Source organism: Thermocoleostomius sinensis A174 (assembly GCF_026802175.1).
Classification (GTDB): domain Bacteria; phylum Cyanobacteriota; class Cyanobacteriia; order Elainellales; family Elainellaceae; genus Thermocoleostomius; species Thermocoleostomius sinensis.
Map to the genome: position 1 here is coordinate 681,115 of NZ_CP113797.1, position 16,683 is coordinate 697,797.

Annotated in this window: 15 protein-coding genes and 1 tRNA gene; 10 read left to right on the forward strand and 6 right to left on the reverse strand. The window is 47.2% G+C overall.

Going from position 1 to position 16,683, the window contains the following annotated elements; all coding sequences use genetic code 11:
• Window positions 1-44: 44 nt before the first annotated feature.
• Window positions 45-815, forward strand: a complete 771-nt coding sequence (locus tag OXH18_RS02910) for an MBL fold metallo-hydrolase (RefSeq protein ID WP_268610922.1) — start codon at window positions 45-47, stop codon at window positions 813-815.
• Between the two features lie 85 nt (window positions 816-900).
• Window positions 901-974: transfer RNA gene (locus tag OXH18_RS02915), tRNA-Arg, on the forward strand.
• 56 nt (window positions 975-1,030) lie between these two features.
• On the opposite strand, the gene OXH18_RS02920 is transcribed toward OXH18_RS02915, so the two are convergent.
• Window positions 1,031-1,174, reverse strand: a complete 144-nt coding sequence (locus OXH18_RS02920; protein ID WP_268610923.1) for a hypothetical protein — start codon at window positions 1,172-1,174, stop codon at window positions 1,031-1,033.
• Window positions 1,175-1,488: 314 nt separating this feature from the next.
• Between OXH18_RS02920 and OXH18_RS02925 the strand changes: the two genes are divergently transcribed.
• Window positions 1,489-2,337, forward strand: a complete 849-nt coding sequence (locus OXH18_RS02925; RefSeq protein ID WP_268610924.1) for a basic amino acid ABC transporter substrate-binding protein — start codon at window positions 1,489-1,491, stop codon at window positions 2,335-2,337.
• A 733-nt stretch (window positions 2,338-3,070) separates the two neighbouring features.
• On the opposite strand, the gene OXH18_RS02930 is transcribed toward OXH18_RS02925, so the two are convergent.
• Window positions 3,071-3,229 carry a hypothetical protein gene (locus OXH18_RS02930; protein ID WP_268610925.1) on the reverse strand — a complete coding sequence of 53 codons (159 nt, stop codon included), beginning with the start codon at window positions 3,227-3,229 and terminating at the stop codon, window positions 3,071-3,073.
• Between the two features lie 801 nt (window positions 3,230-4,030).
• On the opposite strand from OXH18_RS02930, the gene OXH18_RS02935 reads away from it, so the two are divergent.
• The 3 genes from OXH18_RS02935 (at window position 4,031) to OXH18_RS02945 (ending at window position 8,968) form a co-directional block, all read left to right on the forward strand.
• Window positions 4,031-4,582, forward strand: coding sequence for an HdeD family acid-resistance protein (locus OXH18_RS02935; protein WP_268610926.1), 552 nt, complete (start codon window positions 4,031-4,033; stop codon window positions 4,580-4,582).
• Window positions 4,583-4,633: 51 nt separating this feature from the next.
• Window positions 4,634-7,366, forward strand: a complete 2,733-nt coding sequence (locus OXH18_RS02940; RefSeq protein ID WP_268610927.1) for an MGH1-like glycoside hydrolase domain-containing protein — start codon at window positions 4,634-4,636, stop codon at window positions 7,364-7,366.
• A gap of 129 nt (window positions 7,367-7,495) precedes the next feature.
• On the forward strand, window positions 7,496-8,968 hold the full coding sequence (locus tag OXH18_RS02945; RefSeq protein WP_268610928.1) for an alpha-amylase family glycosyl hydrolase: 1,473 nt from the start codon (window positions 7,496-7,498) through the stop codon (window positions 8,966-8,968).
• A gap of 30 nt (window positions 8,969-8,998) precedes the next feature.
• Here OXH18_RS02945 and lpxD read toward each other — a convergent pair whose 3' ends face one another.
• Entirely contained in the window at window positions 8,999-10,033 is a 1,035-nt protein-coding gene (lpxD, locus tag OXH18_RS02950; protein WP_268610929.1) for a UDP-3-O-(3-hydroxymyristoyl)glucosamine N-acyltransferase, read from the reverse strand.
• A gap of 67 nt (window positions 10,034-10,100) precedes the next feature.
• On the opposite strand from lpxD, the gene OXH18_RS02955 reads away from it, so the two are divergent.
• The gene (locus OXH18_RS02955; RefSeq protein WP_268610930.1) at window positions 10,101-10,511 is read left to right on the forward strand and encodes an ACT domain-containing protein; all 411 of its coding nucleotides are present in this window, start codon (window positions 10,101-10,103) and stop codon (window positions 10,509-10,511) included.
• On the opposite strand, the gene OXH18_RS02960 is transcribed toward OXH18_RS02955, so the two are convergent.
• On the reverse strand, window positions 10,473-11,504 hold the full coding sequence (locus tag OXH18_RS02960; RefSeq protein WP_268610931.1) for a DMT family transporter: 1,032 nt from the start codon (window positions 11,502-11,504) through the stop codon (window positions 10,473-10,475). The genes OXH18_RS02955 and OXH18_RS02960 overlap by 39 nt on opposite strands.
• 32 nt (window positions 11,505-11,536) lie before the next feature.
• Window positions 11,537-12,385: an AraC family transcriptional regulator gene (locus OXH18_RS02965; protein WP_268610932.1), complete on the reverse strand. Its 849-nt coding sequence runs from the start codon at window positions 12,383-12,385 to the stop codon at window positions 11,537-11,539.
• Between the two features lie 207 nt (window positions 12,386-12,592).
• Between OXH18_RS02965 and OXH18_RS02970 the strand changes: the two genes are divergently transcribed.
• The gene (locus OXH18_RS02970; protein WP_268610933.1) at window positions 12,593-14,407 is read left to right on the forward strand and encodes a bifunctional serine/threonine-protein kinase/formylglycine-generating enzyme family protein; all 1,815 of its coding nucleotides are present in this window, start codon (window positions 12,593-12,595) and stop codon (window positions 14,405-14,407) included.
• Window positions 14,408-14,484: 77 nt separating this feature from the next.
• Here OXH18_RS02970 and OXH18_RS02975 read toward each other — a convergent pair whose 3' ends face one another.
• Entirely contained in the window at window positions 14,485-15,540 is a 1,056-nt protein-coding gene (locus OXH18_RS02975; RefSeq protein ID WP_268610934.1) for a potassium channel family protein, read from the reverse strand.
• A gap of 317 nt (window positions 15,541-15,857) precedes the next feature.
• Between OXH18_RS02975 and rpsO the strand changes: the two genes are divergently transcribed.
• Together rpsO and OXH18_RS02985 are read left to right on the forward strand one after the other, a co-directional pair.
• The gene (gene rpsO / locus OXH18_RS02980) at window positions 15,858-16,127 is read left to right on the forward strand and encodes a 30S ribosomal protein S15 (protein ID WP_268610935.1); all 270 of its coding nucleotides are present in this window, start codon (window positions 15,858-15,860) and stop codon (window positions 16,125-16,127) included.
• 8 nt (window positions 16,128-16,135) lie between these two features.
• Window positions 16,136-16,678, forward strand: coding sequence for a PAM68 family protein (locus OXH18_RS02985; RefSeq protein WP_268610936.1), 543 nt, complete (start codon window positions 16,136-16,138; stop codon window positions 16,676-16,678).
• Window positions 16,679-16,683 lie beyond the last annotated feature (5 nt).

Here is a 16,683-nt window from a genome sequence, read left to right on the forward strand (position 1 = left end):
GACGCAGATATTCAACGGTATGCAATGAAAGTGGAGAGGAGCGCATGAAGCGGCGTCAATTTATCCAATATGCTGGCGCAGGCGTGCTGGCCACCGTGGGATTGAGTTTGGTCGATCGCCCATTGGCGCAGGCTCAGACTGGCTCAGTTACCCTTCAATTTTTGGGTCATACAAGTTTTCTGTTCACGGGTGACGGGCGACGAATTTTGACCAATCCCTTTCGACCGATCGGCTGTACGGCGGGCTATCGCGCCCCTCAAGTAGCGGCAGATTTGGTGATGATTAGTAGCCGTTTGCTTGATGAAGGCGTGACCGACGGGTTGCCCAATGATCCGCAAGTGCTCTCAGAACCAGGAATTTACGAATTTCCGGGAATGCAAGTGCAAGGTATCGCTACCGACCATGATGACATTGGTGGTCGCCGCTTTGGCATAAATGTGGTGTGGCGTTGGAATCAAGGCGGGCTGAATATTGTGCATTTGGGCGGAGCCGCCGCGCCAATCACGGTTGAGCAGCAGATTTTGATTGGTCGCCCTGATGTGCTATTGGTTCCCGTTGGCAATGGTCCTAAAGCCTTCACTCCGGAAGAAGCCAGAGGGGCGATTCAAACGCTGAATCCTCGCCTCATCATTCCAACCCACTATCGTACCCAAGCCGCAGATGACGCCACTTGTGACATTGAGCCGATCGACAATTTCCTCGCTCTGATGCAAGGCACGCCGATTGACCCCGTGAGCAGCGATACAATTACCCTCAGTTCTGCCAGTTTGCCGGAATCAGGCGCGGTGATTCGGGTATTGAGCTACGCTTTTTAGCGAGAGAAGATCTAGTAATTCAATTCGTTACGCTAAAATTGGGTATCAATCGGCGATCGGGTTTCATTGTCCAGAACGCCGGATTGGGGCTGTAGCTCAGCAGGATAGAGCGACCGCCTCCTAAGCGGTAGGCCGCGCGTTCGAATCGCGCCAGTCCCGTACCTTGTTTCTGCCAAAAGAATTTATGTAAGCCGTGGGAACGTAGAAGAAACCACTCAACCCACTCTCCCACAATCAGCCAACCCCATAAACGACGTAAATTGCTCATCGATTGCCACTTTTTCTAAAACTTGAGTGGCAAGGCGGCGCAACACCTCTTCCAGTTCACCTTGCAAGCAATAGGGAGCATTCGATCTCAAAATAATCTAAGCCGTCTGTAAATTCTCAATCATCTCGCTCGGTAATCTCGTAATGAGCAACCCATCACAATAGGAGACACTTTTTTCGCAACTTCTGGGGAAAAGCAGAGGGGGAGAGAGCAAATTGTTCTGAATTCAGCAACGCTTAATTGTTCCATAAACTTCTAGAAAAACGCCAATAATTCACGCTATAGAGCAAATAAAGCGCCTGCTTGTAAAGAACTTAGACCAATCTGAACCATCCTCTGCATCTTCCTCCAAGATGGTTCTCAAGAGAGCTTTATTTATTATTAATTCTAAGGAGTTTATTTAGTATGCTACCTTTTACTCGATCGCGGTTCTTGCGACAACTTTTATTTGGAGTCGTCGGTTTTCTGGGAGTTCTCGTCGTAGGGGCTTGTAGCGCCAATACCCTTGATGGAGGAGCCATCAAATTAGCCGATGCAACTGGCAATGCGGGCAACTTACCCGTCATGCGTGTGGCAACGGCTCCATATTTCCCTCCCTTTACCTTTTTGGCAGAAGACGGTTCTATACAGGGCTTTGATATTGATTTAATGAATGCGATTGGCCAGGCTTCTAACTTTGTTGTGGAGTTTGAAAACCAAAATGGAATCGATCAGGTGATTCGCAGTTTACACACTTCAACCATTGATGCGGCCATTTATGGTTTGACTATCACCCCCGATCGTGCCAGAGTTGTAGATTTCTCTCATCCCTATTTCAGGTCTGGTTTGGCAATCGCAACGCAGGCAAGCGATACGGAAATTACTTCGATTGACACGTTACCAGGCAAGCGAGTTGGAGTTGAATCAGGTTCTACAGGTGAAGCGAAAGCTAGAATGATTTCTGGAGTAAAAGTAAAGCCATTTGAAACGGTGATTCGGGCGCTTGAAATGTTGCAGGATGGCAAGGTGGATGCGGTTATCAATGACGCACCTGTTACAGCTTATCTCATCAATCAAGGAGAAGCGATCGGCGTGAAGGTTGTGGGTCGCTTGCTAAACGAAGAGTTGTATGGCATTGCTGTTCCTAAAAATGCTTCTAGTTTGGAAACGATTAATGAAGGATTGTCAACCATTTTGAAGAATGGTCAATACGAAACAATCTACAGAAAATGGTTTGCAGCTGATCCGCCTGTGTTGCCTGAAACGGTTCCTTAGGAGTGTAAAGGGTCGCATTGTGGATACTTCTGCTTGTATGTAGCAAAATGCCTGAGAGCTATTTAATCAAATTACCTTTACAGTCCTAAAACGTTGACAGGGTTTTCTCCCTCTAACCCTCATAAAGATAGGAACTTGACGCCGCATTTAGATTTCGCTTGCCAAGGTAGGATCGAGGGAAATCAAAACGATTCAAGAAGACTAGATTTTTACTGCAAATGATGGAATGAAACACAACACTTGGTTTGATTAAGCAATAATTTTGTTGTTTATTTCACCCTGTTAATTCTGAGTATATAAACTCATTAAAGGCTGATATTATATAGTCAAGGGGAAAGGAGCACGCTTCAAAACAGCATTCATCGTATCTCCCTATTCGACAGTAATTTCGACCAATTTAGGTGATTTTAGGCTATTGAAGGATGATTATCGAACCATAGATTTTGTTTCTCAAATTCGCATTCATTCAATTTTCTTTGTATTTTTGATCTTTAACTATTTATCAAAAAACTGTCTCAGTATTTCTCATACTGATTCTTCCAGATTTCTGAGGAAGACGAACACCATAAAGAACTTAATGAAGAATAAGGTCATTTTTTAGTTAGAACCGATTGTTTCGATTCTACTAAAAATTCTTCTCAGTTTATCTCAAATCAAGAGTGGTTCATTTGCTTTCAAATTCATCGAAACATGTATTTTGACAGCAAGGCATGAGCTAGAGCCATGGCTTAGCCTATATTTTTGTCAAAGTTAAAATAGGAGACACTTCTATGAGAACTTCAACAGCAGTTGGTTTGGTTGCTTTTTTAGCAAGTGCAGGCATTACAGTTGCTGGAACAAATTTTGCTATTGCTTCTCCTGTTTGCGCTGTTTTACCAGGTTTAGGTCTCAATACTTGTACTTGTTTTGCTAGACATCCACGACTAGGAGGAACTTTTTCAGCGGCTGGCAGCAGATTCGCAAGACAGGTTGCTCTGAGTCGATGCTTTGCGGCGGCAACGGCGCGACGATTAAACCCAGGGCAGTGCTATGCAGTCTGTGTTGGTAGAGGGTGTCGTTAATTGAATTCAACGCTTGATAACCATTTCTCTTCAACCCTCGTGTAGCAGGTATATGGTGTGCTTGTCACCTTTGTGCCCTCACCCTAAATCCCGTTCCCAAACATGGGAGCGGGGCTTTAAAGCCTTTTTCCCTGCCCTCAAACTTGGAAGAAAGGGTTGGGGAACGAGGGCGAATGCCACACTTGCAAACGCGACAGGCTCCCAGTGTATATGAGTAAACTGCGCCTTCATATCAGTTTCATATTTTCTTGTTCTAAGCTGAAAGCAAAATTATTCTAGTAACAATATTCAGCCTGCTGTCTCTTAATAAATATGTGATGTTTGGCTCAATCTTGATCCGATCGGCACATTTTAAGAACCATAACGAACCGGAAAAAGCTTGTGCAGCAAGGATTTCGAGAACCAAATGTCCTCTCTAAGCGAATCAACGCACTTGTCCTTCTCTCAGGAAATGGGAGTGCATAATGCAGCACATTTAGCGCGGATCTGTATCTTACTTAAGAGAGTTTACAGGCGATCGATTGCACGATGTTAGATGCCGTGTGGAGTGTGCATAGATCAGCAGGATAAAAAACGGAAGTTCGAGAAGCGAAGTCAGGTTTACACTGGCGTATCCCTTTGGAGAAATGGTTATGAACACTGAAACCATCAATGAAGTGAGACGCAGTTTAGGGTGGTTAATTGCCTTGGGCGTCGTTATGGTTATGCTGGGCATTACGGCGATCGTCGAACCTTTCATTGCTTCGATTGTGGTAGCGCGGGTTCTATCCTGGACGTTTTTATTAGCAGGAATCGTCCGAATCCTTCATGCATTACAATCTCGGCGACAGCGGGGCTTTTGGTTGAAGTTGCTGATTGGTATGTTCTACATGGTGGCCAGCGTTCTGCTACTCAGCAACATGTTGGGAGCAAAACTCACCTTGACACTGGTGTTTGGATGGACAATCTTGATTCAGGGAATGGTTGAGATTATTACAGCTCTTAAAATCCGTTCGGAGCCGGGTTGGGGCTTAATGGTATTTAGCGGTATTGTCGCACTGATTTTAGGAATTTTAATTTTGAATCGATGGCCCAACAATGCGATTTGGTTGTTGGGATTTTTTACAGGTGTTAGTTTTATCTTTACTGGAATTTGGATGATTATGCTGCCTCGTGCTATCAGCAATCATTTCGCCGCAAATTAATAGTTTCTCTTCATGCAGTTGTTTGAGTAGCCGAATCAATAGGAGCAATCTATGACCACAGAGCATCAGCGCCTTGAACAAAATCGCACAGGTGAAGTCAATTGGATGAAGTGGGGTCCATACTTAAGTGAACGCCAATGGGGAACGGTTCGAGAGGATTACAGTACAGACGGTAATGCCTGGGATTACTTTCCCCACGATCAGGCGCGATCGCGGGCTTATCGGTGGGGAGAGGACGGACTGGGAGGTATCACCGATGATCACAATTTACTTTGTTTTGCGCTGGCACTGTGGAATGGTCAAGATCCAATTTTGAAAGAACGCTTGTTTGGCTTAACGAATGCCGAAGGAAATCACGGTGAGGATGTCAAGGAGTATTACTTTTACCTTGACAGTACCCCTACCCATTCCTATATGAAATACCTGTATAAGTATCCACAAAAAGCATTTCCTTACGATGATTTGGTTGAAACAAATCGTCATCGTAATCGCTACGAACTAGAATATGAGCTAATCGATACAGGCATCTTTGATGACGATCGCTACTTTGATGTATTTGTGGAATATGCCAAGGCGGATGCTGAAGATCTTTTTATTAAAATTAGCGTGGTCAATCGCGGTCCTGAAGCAGCTCCGCTTCATGTATTACCGACGCTTTGGTTTCGCAACACGTGGTCTTGGTCAGACAGTGGTGCAAAACCTGTTTTAACGAAACGAGAAGGAACGGGCAACAGTGTTGTTCATGCTCAAGTCACCAATAATCTGCTAAAGCAGCATATAACTGAATATTACTTTTACTGCGATAGTGTTGTTCCACTATTGTTCATAGAGAATGAAACGAACAACAAACGAATTTTTGGAACAGACAATGCTACTCCTTTTGTGAAAGATGGTATCAACAACTACATTGTTCATGGACAACAGGATGCCATTAATCCATACAATATGGGAACCAAGGTATCTCCGCACTATGAATGCATGATAGATGCAGGGAAAACTAAGGTGATTCGTTTGCGACTTAGTAAACATGCTCCGGCTCAACTCGGAAACCTATTCGCTGACTTTGATCAGATTTTTGCCACGCGCTTGAAAGAAGCAGATGATTTTTATGCGACTGTCATTCCACCCACCGTTTTAGCAGATGCCGATCGCACAAATATCATGCGACAAGCGTTAGCTGGAATGATGTGGACGAAACAATATTTCTACTACGATGTCGATTTGTGGCTGCGGGAACGAGGCGTCAATCCTTGGGCTCCGGCTTTCCAACGGCGACATGTGCGCAATAGCGATTGGTTCCACATGAATAACGATGATATTGTTTCCATGCCCGATAAGTGGGAATATCCTTGGTATGCGGCATGGGATTTGGCATTTCATGTGATTCCCATTAGCATCATCGATCCAGAGTTTGCTAAAAAGCAACTGATGCTGATGTTGCAGGAAGATTACTTGCATCCCAATGGTCAGATTCCTGCCTATGAATGGAACTTTGGGGATGTTAATCCACCAGTCCATGCGTGGGCAACGTGGGAAATTTATACTCGCGATCGGGCGCTGAATCAAGGTAACGGAGATATTGAATTTCTCAAATATGCCTTTTCTAAGCTGCTAATCAACTTCACGTGGTGGGTTAATCGCAAGGATGAAGGCGGTAATAACTTGTTCCAGGGCGGCTTCTTGGGACTGGATAATATTGGGGTATTCGATCGCAGTGCGGCACTACCCACAGGGGGGCATTTAGAGCAGGCAGACGGAACGGCATGGATGGTGTTCTTTAGTGAGCAAATGTTTCAGATTGCGATCGAACTGGCGCTGCACGATCCCCTATACGAAGACTTTGCTATCAAGTTCTTTGAACATACAATGTGGATTGCTGGAGCAATGGATCGCATCGGTGATTTCTATGACGAATTGTGGGATGAAGAAGATGGTTTTTTCTATGATGTGTTGCGGATGCCAAATGGTCATTCCACTCGCTTGAAAGTGCGATCGTTAGTGGGGTTACTGTCACTGATGGCGGTAGCTGTCTTTCCGCGTGAAGCCTTTGAAACGTTGCCTCGCTTCCGGACAAAAGCCCAAACGTTCATCATGCGACATCCCGAACTCACAGGTAATATTCATCTTCCGTCCCAAGAAGGTATCCGAGGACGATTAATGCTGTCGATCTTGAATGAGGACAAACTACGCCGGGTTCTTTCTCGGATGCTGGACGAAACCGAATTTCTCAGTGACTATGGCATTCGTTCCCTGTCGCGCTATCACCTAGAAAACCCCTATTTCTTTTACCACGAAGGTCAAGAATACAAAGTAGGGTATGTGCCTGGAGATTCAACCTCTGGAATGTTTGGCGGCAACTCTAACTGGCGCGGGCCAATCTGGATGCCCATGAACATTTTGCTGTTGCGCGGATTGCTGCAATTCTACAGTTACTATGGCGACGATTTCACTGTAGAGTATCCGACTGGCTCTGGTCAGTACGTGACCCTGTATGACGTAGCTAATTGCATCAGCGAACGCATCGTCAGAATATTTCTCAAAGATGAAAACGGTCGGCGTCCTTTGTATGGTGGTGCTGAAAAATTTCAGACTGATCCCCATTGGCGTGATCTGATCTTGTTCTATGAATATTTCAATGGAGATAATGGGGCTGGGATTGGGGCCAGCCATCAAACCGGGTGGACAGGCTGCGTGGCGCGAATTATTCAGGCATTGGGCTACTTCACCAAAGAAACTGTATTAGACATGAGTGCGTCCATGGCTCCAGTCAAATACCAGACTTGATTGAGTAGGGAAAAGCGGCGGTAAGCGGCGACAGATCATCACCATATCGCACTAATTTTGCGGTATTAATAGAGCGGTATCAATTGCGTTGAACAACGTCGTTGGTGCGGCTCTTTGCAGGTCAAAGCAATGACACCCTTTTCTGCCCCTCTGTTATACCAAGTCAACACTCGTGTCTGGATCGCCTTGCTGTCAAAGCAATTGAATGATTCAGCAACACTGGATGACATTCCTGATGCAGCTTTAGATGAAATCGTGAATCTGGGTTTTGATTGGGTCTACGGTCTAGGAGTTTGGCAAACCGGAGAAGCCGGGCGATTAATTTCTTTGTCTCATTCCGATTGGTTAACGGAATACCGTTTGTTGCTATCTGATTTTGATGATAATGATGTGTATGGTTCCTGTTTTGCGATCAAAGCTTATGTAGGAAGCGATCGCTTAGGCGGTAATATTGCAATCGAACACTTGCGCGATCGACTTCATCAACGAGGTCTCAAGCTGATGTTAGATTTCGTTCCCAACCATACAGCGCTGGATCATCCTTGGGTTCAAACTCATCCTGAATTTTTTATTCATGGCACTGAGGAATTGTTGGAGCAAGAACCTCAGAACTATTGCCGGGTGTCTCTACCAACAGGCGACGCCATCTTTGCCTATGGTCGTGATCCTTACTTTCCGGGCTGGCCTGATACGTTACAACTGAACTATGGCAATCCTGCTGTACAAACTGCCATGCAAGACGAGTTGCTTAGCATTGCTCAATTCTGTGATGGAGTGCGATGTGATATGGCTATGTTGGTACTACCGGAGGTGTTTCAACGCACTTGGGGTATTGCGACAGAACCATTTTGGCAAACTGCTATACAGGCGGTACGATCACAACATCCTAATTTTATCTTCATGGCAGAGGTGTACTGGGAGTTGGAATGGACGTTACAACACATTGGGTTTGACTATACCTACGATAAGCGCCTATATGATTGCTTGCGTGAGCAACATGCCCAACCCGTCCGAGAACACTTTGAGGCAGACTTAAATTACCAAATTAAGTTAGCACGTTTTTTGGAAAATCACGATGAACCCCGTGCTGCCAGCATTTTTCCACCTGATGTGCATCGAGCCGCTGCCATTCTCACCTTTCTAAGTCCAGGATTGCGCTTCTTTCACCAGGGACAGCTAGAGGGATTTCATCACAAAATTTCGGTACATCTGCAACGTGGTCCCGTTGAAGCTATTGATGACGATCTGTATACCTTCTATCGTCAATTGTTAAACTGTTTGCAGCTATCGGTTGTACGAAAAGGAGTGTGGCAATTACTGGCTTGTACACCTGCCTGGGAAGGAAACGATACCTGGAATGACTTCATCAGCTTTGCTTGGAAGAAGAATGAAAAGCGATTACTCATTGTTGTGAACTATTCTGCCCATGCTGGTCAATGCTATGTAACCTTACCAGATACTGCTCTGGTGGAGAAACAGTATCAGCTTCAAGATTTAATGAGTTCCATTGTGTATGAACGATCGGGTCATAGTTTAGTATCTGGTCTTTATTTCGATCTACCGGCTTGGGGCTACCATGTGTTTAATCTTCAGGAGATATAGAGCGGCCCTATTAAAATGCAAGGAAAATGTCTATTTCTGCTTTTGCAACCGTCGCAGGGTTTGATACATTTCCGGCAATCGACTGAAGACAGCGGCGGCTTTGACGAACAACTTGTGCGGAATGGCTGGAATGCCTGTAACGATCGCACCAGCTTCTACATCATGATGCACGCCGGCCTTGGCCGAGGCAATAGCCCCATCACCAATTTTGACATGATCTACAATACCGACTTGCCCCGCTAAAATTACCCGCTTACCCAAGGTTACGGCTCCGGCTAAACCCACCTGCCCCGCCATAATGCAAGCTTCACCCACCTGACAACCATGCGCCACATGCACTAAATTGTCGATTTTAGTATGGCGACCAATGCGAGTGGTTTCTAGTGCTGGTCGATCGATGGTGCTATTACAACCCACCTCCACCTCATCTTCTAGAATCACATAGCCCGATTGCTGCATCTTGAACCAGCCTGCGGAAGTGGGCACAAAGCCAAACCCCTCTGCTCCAATTACCGCTCCACTGTGAATGACACAGTCTTTGCCAATTCGTGTGCGTTCGTGGATTGTGCAGTTAGCGTGCAACACTGTTCGATCGCCAATGATCACATCGGGATAAATCACCACGTTGGGATGAATGCAAACATCAGCACCAATCGTCGCTCCTGCTTGAATCACCACATGTGCCCCGATCGCTACGTTTTTCCCTAATTGCACCGATGGATGAATCACCGCGGTCGGATGAATGCTGGGTTCTAGCTGAAATGGCTGATAGAACACAGCAATCGTTTCCGCAAACAACTTGCGTGGCTGATCGGAGGCGACCCAGGCAATCTCGCGATCGGTGGCTTTCGTTTGCAGCGCACCATCCAAGGGCAAAATTAGAGCACTGGCCCCCGTTGAGTCGATCGCCGAGGCAAATTTGTTGCCATCAATGTAGCTGATGGTTCCTGGCTGGGCCTGCTCCACTTGAGCCACGCCAGTAATGTCTGGGTCGCAGGCAGGGTTTATTACCAGGCTATGATTTTCGCTTTGTGCTAACGCTTGCAGCAATTCACTAAATTTCATTCCCAACTCCTCACCACTTTCACTCAGAATACAATCGATTAGAGTACACCAGCCAAAATGCGAAGTAATGTCAGGAGAAACGAATCTCGATATTTTGTTACGATCGATGCAGCCAATTCTTCACGACAGAGAGTATGTCTTTTGCAGCATTCGTGATCAAAATTACCGTAATTTTAACGTTGATCCGGTTTGTCTATTCAAAGAAGATGAAGGGCTGACGCTGATTCTCGATCGCCAGCAAGCCGATGCAGCCGGTCTACCTTATATCTCCGTATTTTGCATGATTACACTTTCTGTTCATTCCAGCTTAGAGGCAGTTGGATTTCTGGCAACCATTACTAATAAATTAGCTGCACATGGTATCAGCACCAATCTTGTTTCTGCCTATTATCATGATCATTTGTTTGTTCCTGCCTTGCGCGCTCAAGAAGTGATGGCGTTACTTCAGGAGCTTGCGAGGTGTGCTAATAGATGGTGAGCTAATAGATAATATCAAAATTCCGATCAGAATCAACCCTGCCCCAATTAAGCTGACTAGGGAAAGATACTCGTTTAATAACAGCGCTGCGATCGCAGCAGCAAAAATTGGCGTCATTAGATTTAAAGCTGTAGTCAAAACCGGTGAAAGATGTTTGGCGGCATAACTGTAACACAACGTAGGAATGACGGTAGATAGCACGCTTAAGCCCAGCGAAATTATGATCACATCGATGTTGAACCCAGAGATGAATGACTGTGGACTAGAAACTACTATTAGTGGAAGCATAACGCTGGAACCAATGGTAAAGGTTATAAACCCAACGAGCACTGGATTCAATAAGGGCTGGTTTTTAGCACATTGCTTAAACAATGAAGCATAGCTTAAGCTGACCACGGCCGACAACAACGCAAACCCTAGTCCAGTGAAATAAATTGACACATCACTTGTTTGTACCTGCACTTTTGGAAGCACAAACAGAACCAACCCACTAAAGGCTGTGACGGCTCCAATGGTTTCTAGAGATTTTAAAGCCTGACGCGCTGCCACTTTACCCACTACGCCTAACAGTGGAGACAGTCCAACCACCAACACCACATCGCTGACAGGAGCTAGTTGAAAGGCCCGAACGGCAAACAGATAATAAAATACCATCAAGCTAGACAATAAAATTACGATTGGTTGACAAATCAAAATTTTTAGTTGGCAATACAGCGATCGTCGTAGTAGCAGAATTGGCAGCAGCATCGCAAACGACACAGCGAGGCGAATTGCTAGAATCTCAAAAGTAGAGAACTGTGGCAATAGTTTGATGAACGTTCCAGTTAATCCCCAACCCAGTGCAGCCAAACAGCCTGAACTGAGCGCCAGGGTGCGAGTGTCTGGCATATTGAATCTCCGAGCGAATGTGATCCGGTGGGCTAGCAACGCAAGGACAATCTGAAGTCGCTCTAGAATCGGTGGCGAATCGGTGGCGACAGCCAGAATATCCATCTTGCCCGTTACCGCTAGTTTCGAGGGGTGGTTTACCCAGACTTTATCTGAGTTCGGTATTGTCCAGGTGGAATGCCTACCCACGCTTTGAAGGTATGGGTGAAGTGGCTTTGATCGGTAAAGCCCAAGTCGATCGCAATCTCAGCTAACGATCGGTTTTGACACAGGTGGATTTTGGCATGGGCAATGCGTAAGGAAATGAGATAGGCATGGGGGGGCAGCCCGGTAGCTTTGCGAAATACTCGCGCTAGATGAAACGGACTTAAGCCACACACAGTCGATAAATCTTCTAATGATGGATCTTGCGCATAATAAACTTGCAGATAGTCTTTGATTTGTTTCACTGCGCGATGTTCGCGTCCAATCGTAAACTGATTGGGCTTGTGCCACACGGCATGACAAGTGACTAAGGTTTGCAAAATTGCTAGCAACTGCGATTCTTGCTCTAACTGAATCGTTGTTTGAGGGTGGGCCAGTTGGGCATGAAACTGGGATATCTGACAAAACAACGATCGATCGGCAATGATGGGGTCGGCAAAGAACGGCATGGCTATTGTGGTCTCTTCGGCTCCGATCGCTCGCTGCAACAGGTCGATCGCCGGATAAATCACCTGAAAGCTCCATCCGGCAGCAGTGGCAGCCCAGTTGCTGTGCCCTTCATCTGGCTGAAACACCACCAAGCTACCAGTAGGTGCAATGTGCGTTGTCCCGCGATAGCGAACTGCTTCTACGCCCCCCACAATGATGCCCAGGCAAAATTCTTCATGCACATGCCGAGCAAAGGTGTGAGTTCGATAGGTAGCATGGAGAACCTCTAAATTCTCAAGGGCTGGCAACTGCCATGCCTTGGCTTGTTCCTGCTTGGCAAATGGTTTGTTCATCCCACATGCTCTCAATGCTGAAACCTATCGTAGATGGTGTCTTGATTTGCGTCTTGTAAATTCTTGCGGGTCTTGGTTATCACAGTCGGAGCTATCACAGTCGAACTGATCCACCATTGCCGAGTGGTATGTCCGACAGCTTCATCTAGCCTCTAGCAAGCAATTTTGCCAATTCACCTTGCTGTTTGCTTCCCTGTTCTAGTTCTCTTGCCTATACTAAGGTGGGCGATTGATAAGGCGGGCGACCGATCGAACTTCATGTTGGGACAATTGCTAGATGGGCGATATTTAATTCTTTCCAAGCTCGGTGAAGGCGCGTTTGGAGAAACCTATTTAGCCAGAGATCAGAAGCGACCCAGGGAACCTCGCTGTGTCGTGAAGCGCCTCAAACCTGGCGTAACCGATTTTCGGATTCTGGATTTTTTTGAACAAGAAGCGGATGTGCTGGAGCGATTGGGACGTCATCCCCAAATTCCTCGACTGTTGGCCCATTTCGCCGTCGAGCAAGAACTATTTATCATTCAGGACTACATAGAAGGGCACTCGCTGCGCAAGGAAATTCGTCCAGGGCGTCGTCTCAACCAAGATCATGTGGTGCGAATGCTACATGACATCTTGGAAATTTTGGTCTTCGTTCATGAAAATGGAGTGATTCACCGCGACATTAAGCCCGAAAATGTGATGCGCCGCCCCGATGGAAAATTGGTTTTGATCGATTTTGGTGCAGTGAAAGAATTTAGTACCATGACGGTCAATCCGATCGGGCAAGTGGCCACCTCGGTTGTTATTGGCACGATGGGATACATGCCCACCGAACAGGCTAAAGGGAAACCCCGCCTGTGCAGCGATGTCTATGCGGTTGGTATGATCGCGGTGGAAGCCTTGAGTGGGGTATATCCTCTGTCGCTGCCCGAAGATCCCTACACAGGCGACATCATCTGGCGCGATCAAGTAGAAATCGACGATCGCTTTGCCGATGTGCTGCAAACGATGGTGCGCGATCGCTATGCCCAACGCTATCCATCGGCGCGGGAAGCACTGCAAGCCTTGAAGCAAGCGGTAGAATTGCCGCCCTCTTCTCCTTGGATAGGAACCCTACACCCGACCAAACCCGCTGCCACGTTGCTTCAGCACATTGTTGAACAAGATCCCCTGATCAACGTGTTGACCATGAACTTGGATGTGCTGAGTGTGAACGTGTTTGGTCAAGAAACCGTGCGTCGAGCCGGAGAGGTAGAATTTTTTACCGAAGAACTGGGGAACGGCACAATTATGGAAATGGTAGCGATTCCTGGTGGCGATTTTTTGATGGGAATGCCCGCCGATCGCAGTGTGGAAAGCGTCGAAAGCCCCCAACATGCTGTTACCATCGAACCGTTTTTCATGGGGATGTTTCCCGTCACTCAAGCCCAATGGAAAGCCGTAGCTGCCCTACCCAAAGTCCGTATTGATCTCAATCCCGATCCATCCCGATTCAAAAGCCCCGATCGCCCCGTGGAAATGGTGTCTTGGTACGATGCGATCGAGTTCTGCCAACGGATATCGCGCCGCACCAAACGCACCTACCGCTTACCCTCCGAAGCCGAGTGGGAATATGCCTGTCGCGCTGGCACATTAACGCCGTTTCATTTTGGCGAAACCATCACCCCAGATTTGGCCAACTACAATGGCAACTTGACCTATGAAGACGGACCAAAGGGCGTTTACCGCGAGCAAACTACTCCAATCGGCAGCTTTCCCGCTAATGCGTTTGGGCTACACGACATGCACGGCAATATTTGGGAGTGGTGCGCTGATCACTGGCACGACAATTACGAAGGCGCGCCCAGCAATGGTCAACCGTGGCTGGTAGACGATCCGGATGCTCCTCGTCTGTTGCGGGGTGGAGCTTGGAATAAAGACCCCGGAGCTTGCCGATCGACCTATCGCGATCGCGATCTTCCCACCACCCGCAATAAATTCATTGGCTTCCGCGTCGTTTGCGACGTGACTGAAGGAGAGAAGAAGAAAGGTAAGAGATGAGTTGATGAATCGATAAGTAGATGGACAGGATGCATCCCAGTTGGGCAGTTCTCGGCTATTTCCTCCCCTCTAATCCCCTATGATCGCGCCCCGCGATAGCGCAACTTTCGTTTAACGTTATACAGGCGCTTGAAATTAGGAATATCGCCCCGATGCCCCAGCACAATTACTGTATCGCCTGCATCTAGACGCACCTCATGTCCCGGATGGGTCAGAAACTCGCCATTGATCTTGCGCAAAGCGACAACAATAAACGTGCCTTTACCGCGTACCTCTAAATCAGCGATCGTACCGCCCACCAAGGGAGAATCGGCCGGAATACGTAGCTCATCGACTTGTACATCCATTTGGGCCAATAGCTCGTTTAAGCGGGCCCGATCTTCGTTTTGATCGAGAAACTGAATTGTATTAGGATGCGTGATCAAGTTGGCCATGCGCATACCGCTAATGCTGGCGGGTGAGACCACATGATTGGCCCCGGCTAACAACAGTTTTTTCTCGGTAGACGGCAATTCTCCCCGCGCCACAATCGTCAGTTGTGGATTTAACCCGCGTGCCGTTAAGGTAATGAACACATTCAGGGCATCATCTGGCAAGACAGTAGCCAGGGTTTTCGCCCGTTCAATGCCCGCTGTCTGCAATACCTGCTCATCCGATGCATTGCCTTGACAAACGCGATAGCCCAATTCCTCCGCATCGGTCAGTCGCTCCGGGTCTTGGTCAATAATGACAAACGGCTGATTGGCTGCCGCCAGTTTGTGCGCTAACACTTGCCCAATGCGTCCATATCCACAAACGATCGTATGCTCTTGCAAATTGGCAATATCGCGGGTTTTACGGCGCTGTTCTAGTACCTGTTTAATTTCTCCCTCGGCAATCATTTGAATAAATCCTCCTACGGTATACGCCGCCGAGCCATAACCTGCCACAATCACAAAGATTGTGAAAATCCGCTGTGCTGGAGATTGCACCGGGCAAATCTCGCCGTAGCCTACTCCAAACACTGTAATGATCACCATGTAAACAGACGTAATCAACGGGCACTGAAGCAAGGTATAGCCCGTAATCGCTATCAGCAAGGTGCTGATGAAGAAAACAGTGCCAACCAGAATGCGTTGGAGCGGCGACTGCATGAGTAAAGCCTCACAGGGTAGGAGCCAAACCTTATGGTGCTATTTCACGTTGCTCAAACTTTGCTATTTCTAGCTGCCAGATGGTGTGCTTTTAAGCCAACCGTTGCCGCAGTTGCTTTGAGATTAAGCGACCGAACTAGACTCTACTGTTGAGTGATGGCTAAATGTAGTGCTTTTAAGCACAGTGTCCCCAAGAATACTCATTTGAATGCCAAACAATAGCGTTGACTTCATTCTCACATCTTTTACCCCAATCGATGAAGCAGGTATGATAGTATGGTTGACTGCATGAGAATTGATAGGAATAGACTGAATTCATGGCACTACTGCAAGATCGTAAGCAAGAGATTATCTCCGAGTACCAAATTCACGACACGGATACGGGGTCTGCCGATGTGCAGGTGGCGATGCTGACCGAGCGCATCAACAAACTTAGCCTTCATCTTCAGCAAAACAAGAAAGATCATGCCTCTCGCCGGGGGTTGCTGAAAATGATTGGTCAGCGCAAGCGTCTTTTGGCTTACATCCAGAAACAAGATCAGGAACGCTATCGCGCTTTGATTGGGCGTTTAGGTATCCGGGGTTAAGATTTGCTATGTCTCCCAAGTTGCCCGATTCAAGCTCTAGTTCATCAGATGCTGATCGCCAGCCCCTGCCCTTCGAGCCAGTCAAAAGCCGCAAGCAAGTCGCTCGCAAACCTGAACAAAGAGTTGCCAAATCCCCCACTGCTGTCCCAAAGCCAGCCGCATCTAGTTCATCTTCCCCTCGATTGAACGCTCACTCAACCGCTGGAATTCCAGAAAGGGTTAGCCGTCGCATGGTAAAGCGAATGGCAGTTTTTTGTGGACTGCCGACGTTCCTGGGGATGTCTACGTTTGTGGTCAGCTATCTCGTCATCGCTAATGATCTCTATGCAGTCCCTACCTATGCTGTGTTGCTGGTAAGTTTGGGCTTTTTTGGTCTGGGTGTTGTGGGTTTAAGCTACGGGGCGCTGTCGGCCTCATGGGATGAAGACATACCAGGCAGTCGGTTGGGGTTTGCTGAGTTTGCAACAAATTGGGGACGGATGACCGGGACTTGGCAGGCGCAACGAAAAGCGGCACGGGAAGCAGCACGTAACAATCCTAAACGAGGGTAGAAACC